This window comes from Actinomycetospora sp. ABD4_176 (assembly GCF_056311855.1).
On the sequence record NZ_CM149974.1, the window covers coordinates 4,981,618 to 5,005,064 of the forward strand.

General features: G+C 75.4%; 23 protein-coding genes. 12 read left to right on the top strand and 11 right to left on the bottom strand.

The features are described 5' to 3' along the window. Nucleotides 1–402 (top strand): 6-pyruvoyl trahydropterin synthase family protein, encoded by a 402-nt coding sequence (locus ACYX4T_RS24100; RefSeq protein WP_476011744.1) that lies wholly within the window; start codon nucleotides 1–3, stop codon nucleotides 400–402. Here the strand turns inward: ACYX4T_RS24100 and ACYX4T_RS24105 are convergent. Continuing rightward, nucleotides 395–907 (bottom strand): L,D-transpeptidase, encoded by a 513-nt coding sequence (locus tag ACYX4T_RS24105; RefSeq protein ID WP_476011745.1) that lies wholly within the window; start codon nucleotides 905–907, stop codon nucleotides 395–397. The genes ACYX4T_RS24100 and ACYX4T_RS24105 overlap by 8 nt on opposite strands. A 251-nt stretch (nucleotides 908–1,158) precedes the next feature. On the opposite strand from ACYX4T_RS24105, the gene ACYX4T_RS24110 reads away from it, so the two are divergent. The 4 genes from ACYX4T_RS24110 to ACYX4T_RS24125 all read left to right on the top strand — a co-directional run bounded on the left by ACYX4T_RS24110 (nucleotide 1,159) and on the right by ACYX4T_RS24125 (nucleotide 4,766). Then, on the top strand, nucleotides 1,159–2,157 hold the full coding sequence (locus ACYX4T_RS24110) for a glycosyltransferase family 4 protein (RefSeq protein WP_476011746.1): 999 nt from the start codon (nucleotides 1,159–1,161) through the stop codon (nucleotides 2,155–2,157). 14 nt (nucleotides 2,158–2,171) lie between these two features. Further along, nucleotides 2,172–2,981: a methyltransferase domain-containing protein gene (locus ACYX4T_RS24115; protein ID WP_476015364.1), complete on the top strand. Its 810-nt coding sequence runs from the start codon at nucleotides 2,172–2,174 to the stop codon at nucleotides 2,979–2,981. 256 nt (nucleotides 2,982–3,237) lie between these two features. After that, nucleotides 3,238–4,221, top strand: a complete 984-nt coding sequence (locus ACYX4T_RS24120; protein ID WP_476011747.1) for a lysylphosphatidylglycerol synthase transmembrane domain-containing protein — start codon at nucleotides 3,238–3,240, stop codon at nucleotides 4,219–4,221. After that, nucleotides 4,170–4,766 (top strand): histidine phosphatase family protein, encoded by a 597-nt coding sequence (locus tag ACYX4T_RS24125; RefSeq protein WP_476011748.1) that lies wholly within the window; start codon nucleotides 4,170–4,172, stop codon nucleotides 4,764–4,766. The genes ACYX4T_RS24120 and ACYX4T_RS24125 overlap by 52 nt, the downstream gene beginning before the upstream one ends. 42 nt (nucleotides 4,767–4,808) lie before the next feature. Here the strand turns inward: ACYX4T_RS24125 and ACYX4T_RS24130 are convergent, their stop codons facing one another. Together ACYX4T_RS24130 and ACYX4T_RS24135 are read right to left on the bottom strand one after the other, a co-directional pair. Beyond that, complete coding sequence (locus ACYX4T_RS24130; protein WP_476011749.1) at nucleotides 4,809–4,970, bottom strand: hypothetical protein; 162 nt, start codon at nucleotides 4,968–4,970, stop codon at nucleotides 4,809–4,811. A 91-nt stretch (nucleotides 4,971–5,061) separates the two neighbouring features. Then, nucleotides 5,062–5,196, bottom strand: a complete 135-nt coding sequence (locus tag ACYX4T_RS24135) for a hypothetical protein (RefSeq protein ID WP_476011750.1) — start codon at nucleotides 5,194–5,196, stop codon at nucleotides 5,062–5,064. 125 nt (nucleotides 5,197–5,321) lie between these two features. On the opposite strand from ACYX4T_RS24135, the gene ACYX4T_RS24140 reads away from it, so the two are divergent. Beyond that, entirely contained in the window at nucleotides 5,322–6,662 is a 1,341-nt protein-coding gene (locus ACYX4T_RS24140; protein ID WP_476011751.1) for a right-handed parallel beta-helix repeat-containing protein, read from the top strand. 40 nt (nucleotides 6,663–6,702) lie between these two features. Here the strand turns inward: ACYX4T_RS24140 and ACYX4T_RS24145 are convergent, their stop codons facing one another. Continuing rightward, nucleotides 6,703–7,824 (bottom strand): glycosyltransferase, encoded by a 1,122-nt coding sequence (locus ACYX4T_RS24145; RefSeq protein WP_476011752.1) that lies wholly within the window; start codon nucleotides 7,822–7,824, stop codon nucleotides 6,703–6,705. Between the two features lie 184 nt (nucleotides 7,825–8,008). On the opposite strand from ACYX4T_RS24145, the gene ACYX4T_RS24150 reads away from it, so the two are divergent. The 3 genes from ACYX4T_RS24150 (at nucleotide 8,009) to ACYX4T_RS24160 (ending at nucleotide 12,781) form a co-directional block, all read left to right on the top strand. After that, nucleotides 8,009–9,007: a glycosyltransferase family protein gene (locus ACYX4T_RS24150; protein ID WP_476011753.1), complete on the top strand. Its 999-nt coding sequence runs from the start codon at nucleotides 8,009–8,011 to the stop codon at nucleotides 9,005–9,007. Nucleotides 9,008–9,095: 88 nt separating this feature from the next. Continuing rightward, entirely contained in the window at nucleotides 9,096–10,475 is a 1,380-nt protein-coding gene (locus ACYX4T_RS24155) for a hypothetical protein (protein ID WP_476011754.1), read from the top strand. Further along, nucleotides 10,472–12,781 (top strand): Wzz/FepE/Etk N-terminal domain-containing protein, encoded by a 2,310-nt coding sequence (locus ACYX4T_RS24160; protein WP_476011755.1) that lies wholly within the window; start codon nucleotides 10,472–10,474, stop codon nucleotides 12,779–12,781. The genes ACYX4T_RS24155 and ACYX4T_RS24160 overlap by 4 nt, the downstream gene beginning before the upstream one ends. 112 nt (nucleotides 12,782–12,893) lie before the next feature. Here the strand turns inward: ACYX4T_RS24160 and ACYX4T_RS24165 are convergent, their stop codons facing one another. Genes ACYX4T_RS24165 through ACYX4T_RS24180 form a run of 4 tightly spaced genes read right to left on the bottom strand, consistent with a single transcriptional unit; the run spans nucleotide 12,894 to nucleotide 17,347 of the window. Continuing rightward, nucleotides 12,894–14,126 (bottom strand): lipopolysaccharide biosynthesis protein, encoded by a 1,233-nt coding sequence (locus ACYX4T_RS24165; protein ID WP_476011756.1) that lies wholly within the window; start codon nucleotides 14,124–14,126, stop codon nucleotides 12,894–12,896. Further along, the gene (gene gmd, locus ACYX4T_RS24170) at nucleotides 14,123–15,103 is read right to left on the bottom strand and encodes a GDP-mannose 4,6-dehydratase (RefSeq protein WP_476011757.1); all 981 of its coding nucleotides are present in this window, start codon (nucleotides 15,101–15,103) and stop codon (nucleotides 14,123–14,125) included. The genes ACYX4T_RS24165 and gmd overlap by 4 nt, the downstream gene beginning before the upstream one ends. After that, nucleotides 15,100–16,074, bottom strand: coding sequence for a GDP-L-fucose synthase family protein (locus ACYX4T_RS24175; RefSeq protein WP_476011758.1), 975 nt, complete (start codon nucleotides 16,072–16,074; stop codon nucleotides 15,100–15,102). The genes gmd and ACYX4T_RS24175 overlap by 4 nt, the downstream gene beginning before the upstream one ends. Then, nucleotides 16,067–17,347, bottom strand: a complete 1,281-nt coding sequence (locus ACYX4T_RS24180) for a glycosyltransferase family 4 protein (protein WP_476011759.1) — start codon at nucleotides 17,345–17,347, stop codon at nucleotides 16,067–16,069. Before ACYX4T_RS24180 ends, ACYX4T_RS24175 begins: the two co-directional genes overlap by 8 nt. Before the next feature lie 193 nt (nucleotides 17,348–17,540). On the opposite strand from ACYX4T_RS24180, the gene ACYX4T_RS24185 reads away from it, so the two are divergent. Together ACYX4T_RS24185 and ACYX4T_RS24190 are read left to right on the top strand one after the other, a co-directional pair. Continuing rightward, on the top strand, nucleotides 17,541–18,422 hold the full coding sequence (locus tag ACYX4T_RS24185) for a glycosyltransferase family 2 protein (protein ID WP_476011760.1): 882 nt from the start codon (nucleotides 17,541–17,543) through the stop codon (nucleotides 18,420–18,422). 228 nt (nucleotides 18,423–18,650) lie between these two features. Beyond that, nucleotides 18,651–20,126, top strand: coding sequence for a sugar transferase (locus tag ACYX4T_RS24190; protein ID WP_476011761.1), 1,476 nt, complete (start codon nucleotides 18,651–18,653; stop codon nucleotides 20,124–20,126). 125 nt (nucleotides 20,127–20,251) lie between these two features. On the opposite strand, the gene ACYX4T_RS24195 is transcribed toward ACYX4T_RS24190, so the two are convergent. Together ACYX4T_RS24195 and ACYX4T_RS24200 are read right to left on the bottom strand one after the other, a co-directional pair. Further along, the gene (locus ACYX4T_RS24195; protein ID WP_476011762.1) at nucleotides 20,252–21,196 is read right to left on the bottom strand and encodes a PrsW family glutamic-type intramembrane protease; all 945 of its coding nucleotides are present in this window, start codon (nucleotides 21,194–21,196) and stop codon (nucleotides 20,252–20,254) included. A gap of 25 nt (nucleotides 21,197–21,221) precedes the next feature. Further along, nucleotides 21,222–21,866: a hypothetical protein gene (locus tag ACYX4T_RS24200; protein ID WP_476011763.1), complete on the bottom strand. Its 645-nt coding sequence runs from the start codon at nucleotides 21,864–21,866 to the stop codon at nucleotides 21,222–21,224. A gap of 395 nt (nucleotides 21,867–22,261) precedes the next feature. Between ACYX4T_RS24200 and ACYX4T_RS24205 the strand changes: the two genes are divergently transcribed. Continuing rightward, on the top strand, nucleotides 22,262–22,912 hold the full coding sequence (locus tag ACYX4T_RS24205; protein WP_476011764.1) for a hypothetical protein: 651 nt from the start codon (nucleotides 22,262–22,264) through the stop codon (nucleotides 22,910–22,912). Between the two features lie 95 nt (nucleotides 22,913–23,007). On the opposite strand, the gene ACYX4T_RS24210 is transcribed toward ACYX4T_RS24205, so the two are convergent. Next, on the bottom strand, nucleotides 23,008–23,403 hold the full coding sequence (locus tag ACYX4T_RS24210; RefSeq protein ID WP_476011765.1) for a nucleotidyltransferase domain-containing protein: 396 nt from the start codon (nucleotides 23,401–23,403) through the stop codon (nucleotides 23,008–23,010). Nucleotides 23,404–23,447 lie beyond the last annotated feature (44 nt).

The following is a 23,447-nucleotide window of genomic DNA, read 5'->3' on the forward strand; positions in this document are numbered from 1 at the left end:
ATGTTCGCCGTCACCGTCCGCGACCACATCATGATCGCTCACAGCTTCCGGGGCGCGGTCTTCGGGCCGGCGCAGGCCCTGCACGGAGCGACGTTCGTCGTCGATGCGACGTTCAAGCGCGCCGAGCTCGACGCCGACGGCATCGTCGTCGACATCGGGCTCGCCACCGAGCAGCTGCACGACGCCCTGGCCGACCTGACCTACACCAACCTCGACGACCACCCCGAGTTCGCCGGGGCGAACACGACGACCGAGTTCCTGGCGCAGGTGATCGCCCGGCGCCTGGCCACGCGGGTCGGCGACGGGCGGCTCGGCCCGCATGCGGGCGGGCTCGCCGGCATCGCCGTGACCCTGCACGAGTCGCACGTGGCGTCGGCGAGCTACGAGCTGGCGCTCACCTGACGATCTCCACCCGGTCGCCCGGTTCCAGCGCGGCGAAGAGGTCCTGCGCGTCGTCCTTGTCGAGCCTGATGCAGCCGTGGGAGCTGCTCGCCCGGCTGCCGCTGTGGAACGCCCGGCCCTCGTCGTCGAAGAACACCGAGTAGGGCATCGGTGCGCGACCGAACTCGCGGCTCACGTGGTGGCGCTCCTTGCGCTGCACCGTGAACTCGCCGGTCGGCGTCGGGTCGTCGTCGGAGCCCGACGTGATCGCCATCGGGCCGGACGTGGCCCGGCCGTCGTCGGTGAGCCAGGCGCGCTGCTCGCCGAGGTCGACGCAGACGTCGGCGACGTCGCTGCACGGCGGCGGCTCCGCCTCGGAGGGCGGGCGGGGAGCGGCGGGTGCGGCGCTCGCCAGTGGCGCGGCGGCGAGGACGGCCGCGGAGGCGACCCCGAGCGGGGCCAGTGCGCGACGGGCCGTGCGGCTCGTGGCGCGCCGGGGAGCGGGGGAGGGGTGGTGTCGGCCCACCAGGGGTGCCTCCTCGTCGGTTCGGGGTGGCGACGAAGTGCGGTCGGCGTTCCCGGCCACGGTCGCACGCACACCCGCGACCACCCGGGCGGGGGGTCAGGGCCGTCCGGCGGCGGAGACGTCGGCCACGTGGTGGACGCCCTCGTGCGCAGCCCGGCGCCGGGCCGTCGACCACGGGGCCACCCCGGCATGCTGGACGCGTGCCCCCACGTGAGCGGAAATCCCGGCCAGGACCGGGAAATCCGCTCACAATGGTGCGGCCGGTCGCCGACCCCGCGCTGGTCAGCGGCGGGGATGTGTACGACGCGCGGGTGATCGACGGGTTGCGGGCGCGGGGCCTCGACGTCCGCGACGTCCAGCTCGGGGGCGCCTGGCCGCGTCCCGACGACGCCGCGCGGCGGGCGCTGGCGGACGTCCTGCGCGACGCGGGCCCGGTGCTGGTCGACGGGCTGGTCGCGGGCGGGGTCCCGGACGTCGTCGTCCCGCACGCCGCGCGGCTCGCGGTCCTCGTGCACCTGCCCCTCGGCGAGGAGCACCCCGACCTCGCCGCCGGCGAGCACGCCGTCCTGCGCGCCGCCCGCGTCGTCGTCGCCACCAGCCCGTGGACCGCGCGGCGGCTGGCCGAACAGGGCGTCGAGGCGAGTGTCGCCGTCCCCGGCGTCGACCCGGCCCCGCGCGCGGCGGGCACCGACGGCGCGCACCGGCTGCTGTGCCTCGGCGCGGTGACACCGACCAAGGGCCAGGACCTGCTCGTCGCGGCCCTCGCCGCCCTGCGCGAGTACCCGTGGACGCTCGACCTCGTCGGCCCGACCGGCCGCGACCCGGCCTTCGTCGCCGACCTGCGCGCGGCGGTCGCGCGCCACGGTCTCGCCGACCGCGTGCGCATCACCGGCCCCCGCACCGGTGCCGCGCTCGACGCGATCTGGCATGCCGCCGACCTGCTCGTCGCGCCCTCGCGGGTCGAGACGTACGGCATGGTGGTGAGCGAGGCCCGCGCGCGGGGCATCCCCGTGGTGGCGAGCGCCGTCGGCGGGCTGCCGGACACGCTGGCGAACGGCGGAGTCTTAACGCCTGCTGAGGACGTACCGGCACTCGTCGCAATGCTGCGCCGCTGGTTCGCCGATCATGCGCACCGGGACGGGTTACGGGTCTCAGCGAGATCCCCACGAGGCAGGCTGGCCACGTGGACACAGACGTCGCGACGGGTGGAGCAGGCGCTGGCGGACCTGCTCGCGAGCCCGCCGGCCTGACCCCGGACCACGCCCTGCCGGGCGCGCCGGCCGCCGCCGACTGGCTCGCGCTGCGCGAGAACGCCGACGCCGAGGCGCGCGCGGTGGACCTCGTCGAGGAGCTGCGCGCCGGGCACCCCGCGCCCGGCCGCATCCTCGACCTCGGCGCGGGCACCGGGTCGATGGCGCGCTGGCTCGCGCCCCGCCTGCCCGGGCCGCAGCACTGGGTGCTCGCCGACCGCGACGCGGGCCTGCTCGCCCACGTCGCCGACTCGCTGCCGCCGCGGGCACGCGACGGGTCGCCGATCACCTCGGAGGTCCGCGAGCTCGACGTCACGACGCTGACGGCCGCCGACCTCGCCGGGGTCGACCTCGTGACCGCCTCGGCGCTGCTCGACCTGCTCACGGCCGACGAGATCGACGCCGTCGCCGCCGCGTGCGTCGGTGCCGGCGTGGCGGCCCTGCTGACGCTGTCGGTCACCGGGCAGGTCCGCCTCGAGCCCGCCGAGGCGCGCGACGTGGCGATGGCCGCGGCCTTCGACGCCCACCAGCAGCGCACCGTCGACGGGCGCGCCCTCCTCGGCCCGCGGGCCCCGACCGTCGCCGAGGAGGCCTTCGCCCGCCACGGGGCGCACGTCCGCTCCCGCGCGAGCCCGTGGCACCTCGGGCTCGACGACGTCGACCTCGTCGTCGCCTGGCTGCAGGGCTGGGTGGCCGCGGCCGTCGCGCAGGACCCCGACCTCGCGCGCCACGCCGACGCCTACCTCGCCCGCCGCCTCGAGGCCGCCGAGCAGGGCCGCCTGCGGGTGACCGTCGGCCACCTCGACCTCCTCGCCCTCCCCTAGAGCCCTCCCCTAGAGCCCTCCCCTAGAGCCCCCCCGCAGGGCCTCAGCCCTCCCCGTTCTCCCTTCGCTCCCCGCGACCGCTCCCCGTCTGGACCTCCCCGTGCCGCTCCCCGCGACCGCTCCCTCGGCACCGCCGACCGATGCCGAGCTCCCCGACCTCCCCGGGCTCCCCGCCCCCCGCACGAGCCCCGAGAATCTCCCGCCGATCCCGGCGAACTCACCCTCCCCGCGCGCCCGACGCGTCACCCTCGGCACCGTGCTCCGCGTCCTCGTCGGCCTCGGCCTGCCCGCCCTGCTCGCGATGCGCGTCGGCACGGGCGACGTGGTCGAGGCGCTCGGCGCCATCACGGTGCCGACGGTCCTCGCCGCCCTCGCCCTCGGCGCCGTCACCACCGTCGCCGGCGCCGCGCGCTGGTGCGTCGTCGCCCGCGGCGTGGGCCTCGACCTGTCCCTGCGCACGGCCACCGCCGACGCCTACCGCGCGACCCTGCTCAACTCGCTCCTGCCCGCGGGCGTCCTGGGTGACGTGCACCGCGCCGTGCGCCACCACCGCCCCGGCGACGCCCGCGGCGCGCGGGCGGTGGTGATCGAGCGGGTCGCGGGCCAGGCGGTGGTGGTCGCCGTCGGCGTCGTCGTGCTCGTCGCCAGCCCGGCCCTGCTGCACGCGCTCGTCGGGCCCGGCCTCGGGGTGGTCGCGGCCGTGCTGGGTCTCGCCCTGCTGGTCGCGGGCCTGTGGGTCCGCCACGCCCGGCGCGCCGCCCGGGTCCGGGCCGCGCTGGCGAGCGCCGGCCGGGACGTGCGCGAGGGTCTCGGCCGCGCGCGGACGGGGCCGGCGGTGCTCCTGTGCTCGTTCGTCGCGCTCGGCGCGCTGCTGGCGCTGTTCGTGCTCGCCGCCCGGGTCGCCGGGGTGGGCGTGCCGCTGGGGCAGCTGCTGCCGCTGGTCACCGTCGCGCTGCTCGCGATGGCGGTGCCGCTGACCATCGGGGGCTGGGGGCCGCGCGAGGCCGCCGCCGCCGTCGCCTTCGCCGCCGTCGGCCTCGACGCCGCCCAGGGGCTCGCGACGGCCGTCGTGTACGGGGTGCTGGCGCTGATCGCGTGCCTGCCCGGGGCGCTCGTCCTGCTCGTGGACGCGCTCGGTCGCCCGAATGCGCACCGGGTGCCCGGTCTCCCGGCACTACCGTGGAGTACGTGCTCACCCTCGTCCGCCACGGTCAGAGTGAGGCCAACGCCCGCGGGGTGATGTGCGGCCGGTCCGACCCGCCGCTCACCGACGTCGGGCGGCGCCAGGCCCGGGCGCTCGCCGCGGGCCTTCCCCGGCCCACCCGCCTCCTGTCGAGCCCCCTGGCCCGCGCGCAGGAGACCGCCGCGCTGCTGCGCGCCGAGGTGCCGGTGGAGGTCGACGCGCGCTGGACCGAGATGGACTACGGCGAGCTCGACGGCCAGCCGATGACCGCGCTCGACGGCGACGCGTGGCGCGCCTGGCAGTCCGACCCGGAGCACGTCCCGGCCGGCGGCGAGTCGCTCGTGGCGGTGCGGGAGCGCGTGGCCCGGGCGTGCACCGAGCTGGCGGCCGAGGCCGCCGCCGGCGAGGTGGTCGTCGTCAGCCACGTCTCGCCGATCAAGGCGGCGATCAGCTGGGCGCTCGGCGTGGGGATCGACATCGCGTGGCGCATGTACCTCGTCGACGCCGCGGTCTGCCGCATCGACACCGCAGGCACCGCCCCGGTGCTCCTCGCCGTCAACGACGAGGGCCCCCTGCACGCGGGCACGGTCCTGCCGGCGTGACCCCCGCACCCGTCGGCGCCGCGCCGGCCGACGGGAGCGGGGTCAGCGTGAGTGCCGCCCCGCCGCCATCGAGGCGGGCGTGACGGTCGTGGTCGCGGCGCGCAGCCGGTCGAGGTAGGCCGCCGCGCTGAGGGCGACCGGGCGGATGATCGTGCTCGCGGTCGGGACGCCGGCCGCCGTGTGCGGCGCCGAGTGCTTGGCCATGGGAACCCCCCGAGGTGCGGCCGGCCTCCATGCCGGCTGTCGACCTCTTCTCGCGCCCCGGCACCCGTCCGTTAGCGATCTCCGCCGTGACTCACCCGACCGGGCGGTCCCCGGCCCAGTGCCGCTGGTCGACCGTCCCGTGCACGGCCATGCTCGCCCAGGGCGCGATGAGCCACGCCGCGGCTCCCGCCGTCGCTCCCGCCACCGCCGTCAGGATCATGGTCATCGCAGGCCTCCGTGTTCCCGAGCACGTCCTGCCCGCTCTGTCGCCCGACGGGGCGCCGGAGTTACGCGCCGGACGGGGGACGTCGCCGGGCCCCCATCTCACCCTCACGGCGGCATACTGCGGCCGTGATCGACACCTGGTCGCGGCGGCGGGCGCTGCGGTTCGCGACGGCCGTGGGCCTCGTCGCCGTGGCCGCGCCCGCGGCGTGCGCCGGGGCCGCCGTGCCGCGCCCGCCGCTGATGCCCGGCATCCCGGGCGACGTGCCGACCCCCGGCGGGGCGCCGCTACGCCGGGGGCCGGTGGTGGACGTCCGCGCCCTCGGGGCGCGCGGGGACGGGCGCGCCGACGACGCCCCGGCCTTCCGCGCCGCGCTCGCCCGGGCCGGCGCGCCGGGCGGCCCGCGCACGGTCGCCGTCCCCGCCGGGCTGTACCGGCTGGTGGTGGGGGAGCCGCTGCGCGTCCCGGCCGGTGTGACCCTCGCGGGTGAGCCCGGCCGGTCGTCGCTGCGCCCGGAGCCGGGCCCCGGGGTCGGCTCCGGGACCGCGGACGCCCTGGTCGGGCTGCTCGTCGACGCGCCCGGGGTGACGCTGGACGGGCTGGTGGTCGAGCGCCTCGTCGACGTCGACACCGTGCTGCTGCGCCTCGGGCGCGTCGACGGGTTCCGGCTCTCGCGCTCGGTGCTGCTCGGGCACACCGACGCGCTGACGCGGTTCGCCCACGGCGTGCAGCTCGGGACGGCGGGGGACACGAGCACCGACCTCGCGATCACCGACACCGCGGTCGCGACGACGACCTACGGCCTCTACCAGGCCAACGAGTCCCGGGCGGTCTCGCAGCAGGTCGCGGTGCGCGGGTCGACGTTCGTCCGCAACGCCAACACCGACCTCGAGTTCAACAGCCCCTACGGCTCCTTCCGCGGCGTGCGCGTCGAGGGCTGCACGTTCCGCGACAACGACTCCCCGGGCTTCGCCGTCGGCATCGCCTACTGCGCCGACGTCGTCGTGCGCGGCTGCACGATGGAGCGCTACCGCATGGAGGCCGTGCACATCGAGGACTTCTCCACCGACGTGCTCGTCGAGGACAACACGTTCACCGCGTGCGGGTTGCGCGAGTTCGCGCACGTGCAGATCATCAGCGGCTCGCGACGCGTCACCGTGCGCGGCAACCGGCACGACGCGACGGCGAACGAGAACCCGATCCCGGTCGTGGGCGCGCTGGCCGGGGGCGACGCGCTGACCGCGGGCGGGCGGCCGCAGGACCCGCCGAGCGAGGTCGTCGTCGCCGACAACGTCATGCGCTGCGCGCCCGCGGTGCGCGCGGTGGCGTTCGACGACGTGCCCGCCGGCGCGATCACCGGCAACCGGGTCGACGGCCCCGGCGTCGGCACCCCCGAGACGGCCTTCGCCCTGCGCCGCACCGGCCCGATCCGCGTCACCGGCAACGTCCTCAACGGCCGCCCGACCTGACTATGTGAGCACTTTCCGGGGCTATAGGCCCGGAAAGTGCTCACATAGGCGCAGCACCTTCGAGGGCGATCTTCGCGGCGGCGAGGACGTCGTCGGCGGAGCGCTCGGGGGAGGCGGAGTCGGTCGGCACGTCCTGCGCCCACCCCGTCCACGCCCGCCGCGAGGCCTCCAGCCCGCGATACAGGCCGTCGGCGTCCGGCGCCACGATCCAGGCGCCGTCGACGTCGCGGAGGTTCTCGGCGATCCCGGCCCTGTCCGACACCACGACGTGCAGCCCGGCCACGCGCGCCTCGAGCGGGGTGAAGCCGTAGACCTCCTCGAGCGAGGGCAGCACCAGGGTCTGCGTCGTCGCGAGCACCTCGACCACGCCGTCCTCGTCGAGGAACCCGCGGAACCGCACCCGGTCGGCGACGCCCCGCTCCCGCGCCCGCGCCCGCAGCGCCGGCAGCTCCACCCCGTCACCGACGACGTCGAGCTCGGGGCTGCCGTCGAGCCGGGCGAACGCGTCGATCAGCGCGCCGACGTTCTTCCGCGCGATCAGCTGCCCGACGTAGACGTAGCGGTGTCCCGCGGCGTCCGGGCCGGTCGTCTCCCCGGCGTCGGCGCGCAGCTCGCGGGTGCGCCCGCCGAACAGGCCGAGGTCGATGCTGTTGACGGACTCGACGATCCGCTCGGGCGCGACGCCGGACGCGATCGCGGCCTCGCGGGCGGCGGGGCCGGGCACGACGACCGCGCCGGCGTGGGTGAACAGCCAGCGCCGCAGCCGGTCGACCGGACCGCGCGAAAAGCGGCGGCTCGTCAGGGTGCTCTCGGAGAAGATCACGTACGGCACGCCGCGGCGCACCCCGCGCAGCATCGTCCACGCGCTGGCGAGCTGCGCCCACGTCGGGATGACCACCACGTCGGCGTCGAGGACCGCGCGGGTCGCACCGGGCCGCAGGATCGCCTGATACGAGTCGAGGCTCGCGAGCGGGCCGCGGCGGGGGAGCTGCCAGCAGGGCACGAACGCGGACGCGTAGCCCGGGTGGGGCCGGTAGCGGAAGTGCCGCTCGGGCTCCTCGGTGAAGAGGAAGTGGACGGTCAGGTCGCTGCGCCGCGCGAGCTCGCAGAACAGCGGTTCGCGGTACGGAGCCTGCGCGTCGGTCAGCCACGCGATCTCCATCGCCACCTCGCCCTCGCCGTCGATCGGCCGTGCGTAACCTAACGAGCCGAGCGCCGTGTCGTCAGGATGGAGCAGCGTGGATCACTCTCGGCCTACCGCAATCGTCGAGCTCGATCCGCTCGGTCACCGTCTGCGCTACATCCGGTGGCTCCTGGACGCCCTACCGCCTACGCAGCGTCTCCTCGTGGTCTCGCCCCGTGTCGTCGCGTCGCCCGAGCTCGCCGAGCACCTCGGCGGCCTCGACACCGAGACGGCGGTCCTGTCCGGCGACGACCACGACGCCGCAATCGGAGAGGCGCTGGCCGTCGCGACGGCCCGGGGTGCGGGACACCTCGTCGTCCCCGACGGCGACAAGGCCGTGCGGCCGCTGCTGCGGGCGCTCCTGCGGGGGTCGCTGTCCCGGGCCCGCCCGCGCCGACCGCGGATCACCCTCCTGCTCATGCGCACCGCGCTGCCCGGCGGGTCCGAGACGGCGACGGTCGGCATGGCGCTCAAGCCCGCGCTCGTCGCGGCGCTGCGACGCCTGCCCGGGGTCCGGGTGCTGTTCCTCACCGACGCGTTCGGCGTCGTCACCCGCCGCCCCGGCTTCCCCGGGGTGACGCCCGTCCGCGACCCCGTCACGCCACCGGACGGCGTGCCGGACGCCCGGCCCCTCGGCGAGCGGGTGCGGGTCGGGGTCCTCGGCGTGATCAGCGCGCGGAAGAACGTGCCGGTGCTGGTGCGCGCCGCGGTGGCCCGGCCGGAGGTCGACGTCGTCGTCGCGGGGCGCTGCGAGCCCGACGTCCGGGCGTTCCTCGCCACCGACCCGGACGCCGCCCGGCTGCGGGCGCAGGGACGCCTCGAGGTCGACGACCGCCTGCTCGACACCGACGAGTTCGACGCCGCGCTGCGCTCGGTCGACGTCGCCGCGGTGCTGCACGACAACGACGCGCCGAGCGGGATCGTCGCCGAGGCGTGCGCCCGGGGCGTGCCGGTGCTCGGGCCCGACCGCGGGTGGATCGCCACCGTCCTGGACGCCACCGGTGCCGGGGTCGGCGCCCGCGTCGACGACCCGGGGGCGGTCGCCGACGCGCTCGGCCGCGTCGTCGCCGGCCATGAGCGCTGCGTGGTCTCGGCCCGCACAGCGGCTCACTCGCTCGGGGTGAACGACTTCCTCGACGGGCTCCTCGACGACCGTCCGTGAGATTTCGACCCCGCAGCTCGTGCGTCCGTGACCCGATCGGCTAGCGTTTAGCCCGAACGGACCCACGAAGCAGACCAGCGGGGGTGTCATGGCGCGGCGGACCCTGTGGGGCTCGCTCACCGCACCCACCCTTCCCGCGCTCGTGCCGGCGGCGGCGATGCTCGCGACCCTGCCGTTGCTGCGACCCGGGGTCTTCGGGGAGAGCACGGCGCTGGTCGGCTGCGCGCTCGCCGTGGTCGCGGCCGTCACCGCGCTGCTGCGGCGCGAGCGGGTGCGCGCGCGGCCGGTGCCCGCGGTCCCGCTGCTCGTCGGCGTGCTGGCCCTCGCGTACCTGTGGATGGTCGGGCACGGCGCCGCGGTGTTCGCCCCGGACCGGGTCCGCGACCTGTTCCAGGACTTCGTCCTGACCATCGGGTCGCTCGTCGCCTTCGCGGTCGTCCTCGCCGACCCGCGGGTCCGCCGCGCCGTCGCCCGCGGCTTCGTCGTCGCGGTCGTGCTCGTGTGCGCGGCGTGGGTGGTGACGGCCCTGGTCTGGGCGGTCGCCGGGCTCGGCGCCGGCCAGCTCACCACCGTGCCCGTCGGCACCGTCGAGCCGCAGCCGGTGTACGTCCCGTTCACGATCAGCTACTCGACGTCCGAGGTGTTCGGCGTCGACGTGCCGCGCCTGACCGGCTTCGGCCGCGAGTCCGGCTGGATGGCGATGTACTGCGCCGCGGCCTGGTTCCTCAGCGACGCCGTCGGCTACCACGCGCGCTGGGTCAAGGTGCTCCTGCTGGCCGGGCTGGCGGGCACCCTGTCGACGGCCGGGTTCGGCGTTTTCGTCGTCGTGCTCGCCCTCGACCTGTTCCTGCGCCCGCGCGGCGGGATCGCCCTGGGCGGCTTCCTGCGCCAGATCGGCGGGCTCGCGGCGATGGCCGGCGCCGCGTGGGTCGCGCTCTACGCGCCGGTCCTCGGGCTGACCGCCAAGCAGAGCTCCAACGAGGCCTCGCTCGCCGAGCGCCAGGACGCCACCGACGCCGGTATCCGCGCCCTGACCGAGTCACCGCTCGGCGGCCTCGGCACCGAGAAGCAGGCCGGCATCAACCTCGTCTCCGACGTCGCGGTCAACGGCCTGCCGTTCGTCGTCCTCGTGGCGCTCGCGGTGCTCGTCCCGCCGCTGGTCGCCCCGGGACGCGGTGCCGACCCCGTGGGGCGGGCGGTGCCCGTCGCGCTCGTGCTGTTCCTCACCCTGCTGCTCTCGCAGCCCGCGGCCGCCTCGACCTGGGCGTTCGCGCTCCTCGCCGTCGCCTGCGCGGCCGAGGGGCTGACGACCGAGGAGCGCGCGGCGCCCGGGTCGCCCGCGCTCGCCGGCTGGCACCGCCGCTGGTCCGGCCGGGAGCCGGCCGCCACACCCGCGTCACCCGACGCCCCCGACCCCGTCCCGACCCCGGCCCGACCCCCCGCGGCCCTCGGAGGAGAACGAGCATGAGCGCGCGCGAGTACTGGACCGTCCTGCGCGAGGACCGGAAGCTGATCGCCGGCGTGCTCGTGCTGTGCCTGCTCGGCGCGGCGCTGCTCGACGTCTTCCTCCCCCGGACGTACACGTCCACCGCGGTGTTCTACGTGGCGTCGCCGCAGACCGAGGCGTCGTCGACCGAGGCCTACTCGGGCGCGCAGCTCTCGACCGAGCGCGTGAAGTCCTACACCGAGCTGCTGCAGGGCCAGCGGGTCGCGCGGGACGCCTCGGCGCTGCTCGGCGGGACGCCGACCCCCGACGAGGTCCAGGGCGCGGTGAGCGCCAGCTCGGTCACCGAGACCGTCGTGCTCACCCTCGAGGTCACCGAGCGCTCGCCCGACCAGGCCCGCCTCGTCGCCGGCGCCGTCGCCACCGCGTTCACCCGGCTCGTCGGCACCATCGAGTCGGCCGGGCAGGCGGTGAACCGGCCGATCGCGACCGCCGAGGTGATCCTCCCGCCGACCCAGCCCGAGGAGCCGTCGGGCCCGCGCACGACGATCCTCTTCGCGGTCGCGCTGCTCGTGGGCCTGGTGCTGGGCGTCGGGGTGGCGCTGGCCCGGCGGGCGCTGCGCGACGCCGTCGACACCCCCGAGGCGCTCGCCGAGCGGCTGGGGGCGCCGGTGCTCGGGGTGGTGCCGGCCCTGCGCCGCGCGCCGAAGCACCCGGCGCTGCTGTCCGAGCCGCCCGTCGGTGCGGGCGGGCGCCAGGCGCGCCGGCTGCGCGCCCGCGCCGAGTCCTTCCGGCGGGCCCGCGCCGCGCTGCGGTCGGTCGCCGGCGAGCGCCGCTGCCTCGTGCTCACCGGGACCGGCGCCGACCAGGGCACCTCCACCGCCGCCGTCGACCTCGCCGTCGCCTTCGCCGCCTCGGGCGCGTCGGTGCTGCTCGTCGACGCCGACCTGCGCAGCCCGGGCCTCGCCGACGCCCTCGCCCTCGACACCCGCGCCGGCCTGCGCGAGGTCCTCGAGCAGGGCCTCGACGTCGACGCCGCGATCCAGCGCTGGCCGCGGGGCGGCATCGACGTCCTCACCGCCGGCGCCACCGGCTCGCGGCCCAGCGAGCTGCTCGTCGGCTCGCGGCTCTCGTCGCTGCTCACGGGCCTGCGCGAGCGCTACGACCACGTCCTCGTCGACACCCCGCCCGTCACGGACGCGGCCGACGCCGTCGACGTCGCCCGCCACGCCGACGGCGTCGTGCTCGTGGCCCGCCGCGGCAGCACGCGCCCCGACGACATCGACGTCGCCGCCTCGGCCCTCGGGCTCGCCGGCGCGACGGTGCTCGGCGCGCTCCTGACCTGGGCCACCGACGTCCGCGACGCCCCCGGCGCCCACCGCCGCACCGTGCTGGCCCTGCCCTCCGGCCCGTCCACCCCGGCGGAGCCCGCCGCCCAGCCCGCTGCCCACCCCGCTGCCCACCCCGTCCCCCAGCCCGTCGTGGCGGCGGCGCCGACCGTGGCCGAGCCGACGACCTCGGTGGCAGAGCCGGCGGCCGAGCCGGCAGCGGCGAGCGCGACAACCGCACCGGCGAGTCCCGAGCCGGCGCCCGAGGCGGCCGAGCCCGCGCCCGCCGCGGCCCCCAAGCGCACCCGCCGCACGACGGCGGCGGCGAAGGCCGACGCGGCCCCGGCGGACGCGGCCACGACCGACGAAGCACCGACGGGCGAGGCCGAGGCGGCCCCGCCGAAGCGCACCACGCGGACGCGGACGGCGCGTTCGACCGCCGCCTCCGCCGCGAGCACGAACGGCGCCGCCTCCGACAGCGCCTCGGCTCGCGCCGATCACCCCACGGTCCGGGTGCGCTCGCGCAAGGCCCCGGCGACGAGCACGACAAGCACCGACGACGCGGCGCCGACCACGCCGAAGCGGACCACGACCAAGCGCACCACCGCGAAGCGGACGGCCCCGGCCGAGGACCCCGCCGCCACCAGTCCGCCCGCCGAGACCTCCGCGGACAGCACTACGACCGGGACCCCGGCGACCGACGCGCCCGCCGGCACCACGGCCACCGCGACGCCGGCGCCGCGAGCCCGGCGTCGCGCGACCCGCGCCACCACCACGACCGCCGCCCCGAGCACGAGCACGACCGTCGACGGCGCGACCGGCGACGACGGGCACCTCGGCACCGGCCGGGCCAACGGCCCCACGAACGGCCTCGCCCACGGGAACGGCCACAGCAACGGCCACAGCAACGGTCGCGGTCGCCACGCCGGCGCCGACCCGGAGGACGCGGCGCCGACCACCGGCTCGGTGTCGCCGGGCACCCACACCGACGGCGAGACATAGCTGCAAGATCGCGTCGAGTCCGACGTCCGACTCGACGCGATCATGTGCGTAGGTCCTCGAAGCCGTCGGTCACGACGCCGCGCCCCCACGGCTTGATAGGCGGGAGAAGCACTCACATGGCGGTGGGCAGGGGAGACCGCCGGGCGCGGCGGGCCACGAGGCAGAGCAGGACGAAGATGATCACCTGGCTGACGACGTAGCCGGCGGCCGCCCAGACAGCGCCGCCGAGGTACGAGAGCACCAGCGTCGCGGCCAGGCCGAACGCCAGCCCGATCGCGATGGCGGTGGCGACGCCGCGCTGGTGCCCCCGGGTCTGCGCGATGATCGCGGGCGGCTGGTTGAGCGTCACGATCGCGGCGCCGACGGCCAGCACCGCGAACACCGTGCCCGAACTCGCGTACTCCGCGCCGAGCAGCAGCGGGATCAGCGGCGGCCCGGCGAGCGCCACGAGCAGGGGGGCGACGGCCAGCGCCGCGCCGACCTTGACGACCCGGCGCTCCTCGGCGTGCAGCGCGTCGGGGTCGGTGCCGGCGCGGGCGAGCCACGGCGCCGCGACCAGCTGCAACGACGTGGCGAGGAACGTCAGCGGCCCGATGAGGCGTCCGGCCGCGGCGTAGAGGCCACCCTGGAACGCGCCCGCCCCGAGCGTCACCAGCGGGGTGTCGAGCTGCTGGGCCTGCGCCGCCAGGTTGGACAGGCCGAAGCCGATGCTCTCCCGGGAGTGGGAGACCAGTTCCCGGGACGCCCGCGCCCGCTCCGGCGGCGCTCCGAGGAACCAGCGGTCGAGCAGCGCCTCGGCGACGAAGCTTGCGGGGATCGCCGCGGCCAGCGCCACCTCGCCTAGCCCGAACGGCACGAGCGCCAGCGCCACGAGCAGCCCCGCGACCCGCCCGACGAGCTGCCCGATCGACGCCTGCGAGAACTTCTCCGCCGCGCGCAGCAGCCCGTGCGCCGTCTGCGCCTCCCACATCGCCGGCCCCGTGAGCGACAGCAGCAGGGCCGCGGCCACCGACGGCGCCAGCGCGAACGACACCGCCAGCCCCACCGCCAGCAGCAGCAGCGACCACCGCCGCTTCGCCCGCACCAGCGCCCGCGCCGTGCCCACCGGCAGGCGCCCGGCGGCGGTCTCGCGCACCGAGTAGTTGATGAACCCGGCGTCGAACACCGTCGCTGCGATCTGCCCGACCGCGGCCACCGTCGCGATGAGCCCGAGGGTCGCCGGGTCGATGCTGCGGGCCCCGACGACGTAGGTCAGCCCGAGGACGAGCTGGCCGGCGACCAGCGTCCCGGCGACGCCGCCGATGCGCCCGAGCAGCAGTCCGAGCGCCCCGCCGGGCGTCCTCACTTCTCGAGTGCCGCCAGGTCGGCGTCGACCATGAGGTGGGCGAGTTGTTCGGGCATCGTCTGGGCTTTCCACCCGAGGTCGCGCTGGGCCTTGCCCGCGTCGCCGATCAGGGCGTCGACCTCGGTCGGGCGCAGGTAGGTCTCGTCGAACCGCACATGCTCCTGCCAGTCGAGCCCGACCCGTTCGAAGGCCCACGCGGTGAACTCGCGGACCGTGGTCGCGGTGCCGGTGGCCAGCACGTAGTCGGCCGGCTCGTCGGCCTGCAGCATCCGCCACATGCCCTCGACGTACTCCGGGGCATACCCCCAGTCCCGCACCGCGTCGAGGTTGCCGAGGTAGACGTGCTGCTCGAGCCCGGCCTTGATCCGGGCCGCGGCGCGGGCGATCTTGCGGGTCACGAACGTCTCCCCCCGGCGGGGGGACTCGTGGTTGAACAGGATCCCGTTGACCGCGAACAGCCCGTGCGCCTCCCGGTAGTTCCGCGCCATCCAGTAGCCGTAGACCTTCGCCGCCCCATAGGGCGAGCGGGGATAGAACGGGGTGTCCTCGGACTGCGGCGGCGCGCTCGCCCCGAACATCTCCGACGACGAGGCCTGGTAGTAGCGGGTGTCCACCCCCACCATCCGGATCGCCTCCAACAGGCGAGCGGTGCCGACCCCGGTGGTGTTGCCGGTGTACTCCGGCTCGTCGAAGCTCACGCGCACGTGCGACTGGGCGGCCAGGTGGTACACCTCGTCCGGGCGCACCTTCTCGATCAACGTCACCAGACGCGACGAGTCGGTCAGGTCCCCGTAGTGCAGCACCAACCGCTGGGCGGGGTCGTGCGGGTCCTGGTAGAGGTGATCGATCCGGCCGGTGTTGAACGTCGAGGACCGCCGGATGATCCCGTGCACCTCGTAGCCCTTGGCCAACAACAACTCGGTCAGGTACGACCCGTCCTGCCCCGTGATCCCCGTGATCAACGCCCGCTTGGTCATGACGCCCCCTGCTGCTCGAGGAACCACTGGTAGGTCGAGGCCAGCCCCTCGGCGAGCCCGATGGTCGGCTTCCAGCCCAGCGCCTGCAGGCGGGACACGTCGAGCAGCTTGCGCGGCGTGCCGTCGGGGCGGGAGGTGTCGTAGACGATCTCGCCGGTGAAGCCGACGGTGGTCGCCACGAGCGACGCGAGCTCCGCGATCGCGACGTCCTCGCCGACGCCGACGTTGATCGGCGCGGGGTCGTCGTAGGTCTCGAGCAGGTGCAGGCAGGCGGCGGCGAGGTCGTCGACGTGCAGGAACTCGCGGCGCGGGGTGCCGGTGCCCCACACGGTCACCGACGGCGCGCCCGACACCCGGGCCTCGTGGAACTTCCGGATCAGCGCCGGCAGCACGTGCGAGGTCTCGAGGTCGAAGTTGTCGCCGGGCCCGTAGAGGTTGGTGGGCATCGCCGAGATCCAGGCGCGGCCGTACTCCCGGCGGAACGACTGCACGCCCATGATCCCGGCGATCTTCGCGATCGCGTAGGCGTCGTTGGTCGGCTCGAGGGCGCCGGTGAGCAGGGAGTCCTCGCGGATCGGCTGCTCGGCGTACTTGGGATAGATGCACGACGACCCGAGCAGCAGCAGGCGCCCCACGCCCACGCGGTGCGCGGCGTCGAGCAGGTTCGCCTGGATGCGCAGGTTGTCGTGGAGGAACTCCACGGGCTTCGCTGCGTTGGCCGCGATCCCGCCGACCTTGGCCGCGGCGTCGACGACGACCGCGGGGGCGGTCTCGTCGAGGAACCGCGCGGTGGCGTCGGCGTCGCGCAGGTCGACCTGCGCCGAGCGCACGCCGACGACGTCGGTGAAGCCCGCGGCGCGCAGGTGCCGCACGACCGCGGAGCCCACCAGCCCCGACGAGCCGGCGACGAACACCCGCGCGTCGCGCGGCAGCGGCCGGCCGAGCTCCCAGCCGGCCAACGGGTCAGACATGGCTTCTCCCCCCCAGACGTGCGCGCGAGGCGGCGAGGTCCTCCACCCAGCGCTGGTAGTCGCGGTGCGCCGCGGCGGCGCCGAGGTGGTCCTGGGCATAGAGGCGCCCGGCGCGGGCCAGCGCCTCGGCGCGTGCGGGATCCTCGGCGATCCCCCGTACGGCGTCGAGCAGATCCTGGGGCCGGCCGGGGTCGACGCGCACGCCGCCCCCCGACCGACGGATCTCGGCGGACGCCGCGCTGCGCTCCCACGACGCCGCGACGACGGGCCGACCCGCCGTGAAGTACGACGTGAGCTTGCTGGGCACCGACATCTCCGCCACCGTCGTGGCCTCGTTGACCAGGAGGACGTCGGCGGCGGCGAGGGCGTCGGGGAAGCGCTCCCCGGGCAGCGGGTCGAGGAACTGCAGCCGGCCGACGCCGGCGCCGCGCTCCTCGAGGACGGCACGCTGGTTGCCGTCGCCGAGCAGGACGAAGCGTGCGGCCGCACCCCGCTCGTCGGCCAGGCGCGCGGTGTCGACGACGTTCTCGAGCCCCTGCTTGAGGCCCATGTTGCCGGCGTGGAGCACGACGACCTCGTCGTCGCGCCACCCGAGTGCGCGCCGCGTCGCGGCACGATCCCCGGCTCCGGAACCGATGTGCGACCAGTTGCGGAGGACGGTGACGCGGTCCCGGTCGACGCCGAGCGCGGCGAGCCCGTCACGGAACTGCTCGTGCACCACCGCGACGCCGTCGGCCTGCCGCATCAGCGCGCCCTCGAGCCGCGCCGCGGCCCGACCCGCGCCGGCCGAGGCGATGCCGGTCTCGGTCAGGGCCCGGCTGTAGAGGTCCTGGGTGACGACGCCGAGCGCGGTGCGGCCGGGCTTCTTCCACCGCAGCCCGGCGAGGACGGTGAGCAGGACGGGGCTGACGGCGACGACGACGTCGGGGCGCCGCGCACCCTGATGCCCGATCGACGCGGCGTGCGCGGTGAACGTCGCGTCCATGACCGCGCGGCGCAGGGCGCTGGGGGAGCGCGGGACGGGGTGGCGTACGCGGGTCACGGGCACGCCGCGGTCGTCCTCATGGCGGCGCAGGCCGGTGTAGCCGTCGTGCACGGCCCACTGCGGGTAGTGCGGGTAGCCGGTGACGACGCGGACGCGGTGGTCGGCGGCGGCGAGCGCGGCCACCATCCCGGCCGTGTACGGGGCGTTGCCGGTGTGCTCGGGCGGGTAGTGCATGCCGAGCACGAGCACGTCGAGGGCGCCCGACGCGTCCGGACGTCCGTCCTCCATCGCTCGGCGTGCCTTCCTGTCGACCACGGTCACATCGCCCGAAACGGGGACGGTGGTTGGTCCGGGCGGCGCAGCCGTTGACCGCGCCGACGATCACCCAGACGATAACAGCGTGTCGTCCCCGGATCCCGCCATCACTCTGACGTCGGCATCACAGTCGACCTCTGGTGACGAAGCGCAACCGCGGGTGTCGGTGTGCATCCCGCTGTACCAGAAGGTCGACTACGTCGGTCGGACCATCGACAGCGTCCTCGCCCAGACCTTCACCGACTTCGAGCTCGTCGTGCTCGACAACGCGAGCACCGACGGGTCGTCTGCCGTGGTCGACGCCTACGACGACCCCCGGCTCCGGGTCGTCCGGCACACCGAGACCGTGCCGATGATCGCGAACTTCAACGCCGCGGTCGCGGCGACCCGCGCCCCGCTGGTGAAGGTGCTCATGGCCGACGACCTCGTCGAGCCCGACGCCCTGGCGCGTCAGGTCGCCGTGCTCGACGCCGAGCCCGACGTCGTGATCGTGTCGAGCCGGCACCACCTCATCGACGACCGCGGCGAGGTCGTCGCCCGCGACCGCACCCTGCGCACTCCGGACCTCGTCGGCCGCCAGGACCGCGCCGCGGTCGTGCGACGCGTCGTGCGCCACGGCGGCAACCCGCTCGGCGGCCCCGGGAACATGCTGTTCAGGCGCTCGGCGTTCGACGCGGTCGGCGGCTTCCCGACCGACGAGTCCTTCGTCCTCGACGTCGCGCTCGCCGTCCGCCTCACCACCGTCGGCGACTTCTACGGGCTCCCCGAGACCCTCTCGCGCTTCCGTCTCGCTCTCGGGTCGGGCACGTCGTCGGCGCGGCGCGAGAACCTCCGTGGCCAGCGCGCGTTCATCCGCGGGCTGCGACGCGAGCACGCCGACGTCGTGCGGGGGCAGGACGTGGCCCGGGGGCTCGCGCGCTGGCCGCTGACGTGGCTCCGCCACCACGTGATCATGTCGGCGTCCTCGGACCCCGACTCGCGCGTCCACCGCCTCGCCGCCCGCGTGCTCTCGTCCCGTCGCGGGCGTCGAGATGATCGTCACCCTTGATCGGTACCGACACGCGCCCCCATCCCCGCCGTGAGCTGGGAGATCTGACGGAGGGCAACGAGATCACTACTCCGTCAAGAGCACTGACACTGTCACCCGTCTGACCAACTGCTTCACCCACACGTGTTCAGCACGTAGATTGCCGATCGCTCGATCGGGTGACGTCCGGCGATTCGTGCATCTGCCGGCCGTCACGGGTGCTGGGAGAGGGGCGACGAGTTGGGACCGGTGGCCGCGCGCGTGCTCCACACCCGGACGCGGGTCGACGTGCCCCGTCTGCCGCCGGCGGCGCGGGCGGAGACCGACCGGGTGCCAGCGCGCTACGACAGCCCCGATCAGCCGCCGCCCGCCCGGCCCCTGCTCGGCTTCCGTACGGCCGTGCACTGGCAGGCCTGGATGCTCGTCCTCCCGGTCGACGCGCTGCTCCTCGCGGCGCCGGTGCTCTGGCTTCCGCAGTACGCCAAGGCCGTGCTGGCCATGACCGTCATCGCGCTCGCGCTGCTCTCCGGCGGCGGCCGCTATCGGGCGCGCCTGCACCTCTCGGTCCTCGACGAGCTGCCCATGGTCATCGGCCGCCTGCTCGTGGCCGCGGCGCTCGTCGCGTCGGTGTTTGCGCTGCGCCACGACGGCGAGGGCGTCGAGACCTTCCTTCTCATCGTGCTGCCCGGCCTCGGCCTCGTGGTGCTCGGGCGGATGGTGACGACGCGGTTCATCCTCGCGGCCCGGCGGCGCGGTGTGGTCGCGCACCGCACGCTCGTGGTCGGCGGGGGCTCGCTGGCCGCCGACGTCATCGAGCTCCTCCAGCGCCACCCGCGCTACGGCCTCGCGGTGGCCGGCTTCCTCGACGACGGCCGCGACTGCGCCGCCGCGGCGTTCGCCCCGCACGTCGGGGCGCTGGCCGACCTCGAGCGCGTGGTCGCCGAGAACGGCATCGACGTGGTGCTGGTCGCGGGCGGCGAGTTCGACGAGGTCGAGCTGCTCGACCGCGTCCGCAGTCCCGAGTGCGCCGGCTGCGACCTGCTGATCGTGCCCAGGCTGCCCGCGTTCGTGACCCAGACCGGCACCGGCGACCACATCGGCTCGGTGCCGATCATGCGCATCCGCACGCCCCCGCTCGACGGCGTCAGCTGGGCGCTCAAGCGGGTTTTCGACGTCGCCGTCAGCGCCGTCGCGCTCTTCCTGCTCGCGCCGGTGCTGGCGGTGATCGCGCTGGCGGTGCGCCTCGAGGGCGGGCCCGGCGTGATCTTCCGCCAGGCCCGGGTCGGGCGCGACGGGCTGCTCTTCGAGTGCCTGAAGTTCCGGTCGATGCGACCGGCCGACGAGCGCGAGTCGGCGACGCAGTGGTCGGTCGCCGACGACGAGCGCGTCGGACCGGTGGGCCGGGTCCTGCGTCGCACCTCGCTGGACGAGCTCCCGCAGCTGTGGAACATCCTGCGCGGCGACATGACCCTCGTCGGCCCGCGCCCCGAGCGCCCGCACTTCGTGGAGAAGTTCTCCTCCGAGCTGCCCCGCTACGGCCACCGCCACCGCGTCCCCGCCGGCCTGACGGGCCTGGCGCAGGTCAGCGGCCTGCGGGGGGCCGATACGCCGATCTCCGACCGCGCGCGGTTCGACAACTTCTACATCGAGAACTGGTCGCTGTGGCTGGACGCCAAGGTCCTGCTGCGCACGATCAGCGAGGTCCTCTTCGCCCGCGGCCGCTAGATCCTCAGCGAGGGACGGGCGCACGAGGTGTGCCAGCGATGCGGCTTTGCTGGCGTTCAAGGCCAGGATCGCCACATCCTCGATCGCGCGACACGCCGTGACGCGCCAGCGGGGCGCGCCGGTCGTCAGCTCCGGCTGTGCCGGCCCGACGCCGTCGAGGCCCCCACGAGGTCGGGGACAGCGAGCCGCACCGTCGGCGGGTCGGCGACCACGGGCCGCGGCGGCGCCGGCGCGGTCGGCACCGGAGTGGCGGGGCGCGCGACGAGGCCGACCTTCGCGTAGGCGACGAACAGCAGCGCGCTGACGACCTCGACGAGCACCCAGAGGATGCCGCCGTTCACCGGCTCCCAGTTGCTGAGGCCGTGCAGGATTGCCGGGACGCCCACGCCCAGACCCGCCAGCGCCAGGAAGAAGCGAGGCTCGCGGTACTGCGCGGCCAGGCCGACGAAGTAGCCGGCGATGCCGGCCCACATGGCGTGACCGATCGGCCCGGTCACGAACCGCCACACCAGCACCATCGCGCCACCGCGTCCGAGGTCACTCGGCATGATCTCGACGGCGTACTTGACGGCCTCGGCCGCACCGAAGACCAGGCCGCTGACAGCACCGAGGAAGAGCGTGTCCCGGGGAACCAGGACGCGGTGTCGGTGCAAGAACACGAGCAGGACCACGGGCAACGCCTTGGCGAGCTCCTCGGGCAGTCCGACCGTCAGCACGCTCTGGAACAGGTCCTCGGTGCCGGCGCCCAGAAGCTGCTCGAGCCAGATGGCCAGCGGCATCTCGATGACGAGCGCGAGGCCGACGACCTGGGCGAGCAGCGCGCCGGGCACGTTGTGCGGGCGCACGAGCACCCAGAGCACGAGGAACCACGCCGCCGCGAAGTAGGCCGCGAAGACGATGGCCGTGCCGCGGTAGGTGGAGTCGTCGAAGAGCACCAGCGCCAGCGGCGGCGTCGCCACGAGCGCGACGAACAGCCACGTCGTCCAGGCCCGCAGGGCCGGGTGGCGCAGCCAGGCGCGGAAGGGGAACAGCACCGACAGGTCGGGCAGGCGCGGGGCGGGCGGGGTCATCGGTGTCTCCGGGCGGCGGTGGTGGTCAGGAGCGGGGGACGGAGGCACCGGTCGGGCCGGCGGTGTGGGAGAGACGCTTGGCGTAGCAGTCGTCGGCGGCGAAGCCCTGCGCGTCGCACCAGGCGTTGGCGGCCGCGGCCGTCGTGAAGCCCTGGCCGCTGATGACGACCCAGTAGTCGCTCTCGCGGTAGGTCGACCAGTCGCCCGACCACAGCAGCAGCGCACCCGGGTAGGACGCCGCGAGCGCCTGGTAGTGCGCGTAGATCGAGGCGGAGTCGTAGGTGGTGCCGTTGTCGACGGTGCCGGCCCGCTTCGACGACAGCTGCGGCACCCACATCCCGTCGAGGCTCTCGACCGAGCCGCTCCCGGCGTCGGCGGCTGCCTGCAGCGCACTGCTCGAGCCGGAGCCCGATCTCGGCGTGACGGTCGTGGTGGTCTCGGGTGCGACGGTCACGGTGACCGGCGCGGGTGCCGGCGCGGCGGTGACGATCGGCGCGACGCTCGAGGCCGGGCGCAGCAGCACGACGGCGACGGCACCGATGATCGCGAGCACCACGACCGCGGCGGCGGCCACGATCCACGGCGCCGAGGACGTGCGGGTGGGCGCCGCGAGCGGCATGGGCGCGGCGGGCGGGACCACCGGCTGCGGCACGCGCGGCGGCGGAGCCATGGCCGGAGGCGGCGGCACCGTCGTCGCCGGACGAGGCGGCACCGTCATCACCGGGCGCGGCGCCGGCCGCACGACCGGACGCGGCCCGCCCGCCCCGACCAGCACCCGCGGCGCCGGGCGCCGCGCTCCACAGGCCAAACACATCGGCACGTCGGCGATCAGGTCCGCCCCGCAACCGCACCGCTCCACGTCAACCCCCGACGATCTCGAGGCCGCCCCGACGCGGCCTGCATGGCCACGACATCGCCGAGCGGCGGCCGCCGTTACCGCTGGTCAGGACGATGCAACTCGCGCCACCCGAACGAGTGGTCGGGCTGTAACGGCGAGCCCGCACGGTGCGACACCGCCGCATCCGAGCGCCATCGACGGCCTCGGGACCGTCGGGGGAGACAGCGATGAGCAGCGACACCGAATCACGTCCGCAGGCGCCGCAGCACGCGTCCGACGATGCGCCGACCACGGCCATCCCGCGGCCCACCGGCCCGTGGACACCCCCGCCCGTCGTCCTCGGCCCGCCACGTGATCCGCAGCCCGTGTGGCAGGGCCGGCCGCCGATGTGGTCGCCACCGCCGGCCGGTCTCGGACCGGTCGCCGGTGTTCCCGCCCCGCCGGCCCGCTCGGGGATGCGCGCCGGCTGGGTCGTCATCGCGATCGTCGCGGTGATCGCCGCGGTCACGCTGATGGGGACGGTGGCCGCGAATCGGACGATGACCGTCACCGGTTCGGTCGCCGTCTACGGCTGGGGGACCCTCACGCCGGGCACGTCCTGCTCGATCAACTCCGCCGAGGGCATGCCTGTCACGATCTACGACGCCACCGGCAACCTCGTCGGAACGACGACGCTGACCGGCTACGGCACCGCCCGCAACACATGGAACACCTCGTCCTACGGCTACGCCGACAGCTGCGAGTACTCCTTCACCATCAACGACGTCGACGCGACGCACGACTGGTACCGGGTCAAGAGCGGCAGCAGCTCCGGCGACGGCGTCGGCTTCAGCCGCGAGCAGCTCGAGACCAGCGGAGCCCACATCACCCGGCGGTAGCCAGGAGCCGTTCCTGAGGAAACGGTCTAACGCTCCCGCATCGCCTTCTCGACACGTTCTGCTCGGGGGCGTCGAGTGCGCGGCCCATATCGCGCTCAGTCCGGCCCGTCCTGCCGGCGCACGCTCTCGAAGAACCCCCGCCGGTTGCGCTCGAGGCGCGGTAGCTCGTCGAGGTAGATCTTGCGCGTGGTGGCGGTCCAGCGCACCCGGGCCGGCGGGTCGTCGTCGAACAGCAGGACGCCGTGCAGCGCGATGCGCCCCGCGATCTCGAGAGGGGCGCTGTCGAGGACCAGGAGGTCGACGTCCGCGGGGAGCAGGACCTCGAAGGACGCGGGGGCCCCACCGCCCCACCACGCCGCGACGTCGACGTCGGAGTCGTGCCGCGCCGTGCCGGCCGCGCGGCTGCCGTGCAGCAGGGCGAACCGCGCCCCGGCCTCCCGCAGTGACGACACGATCTCCTCCCGCAGCTGCGGAGGGACGGCCTCGGTCACGAGGGCGAGCCTGGCACGCCCGTCCGACCGGCTGGGATCACCGA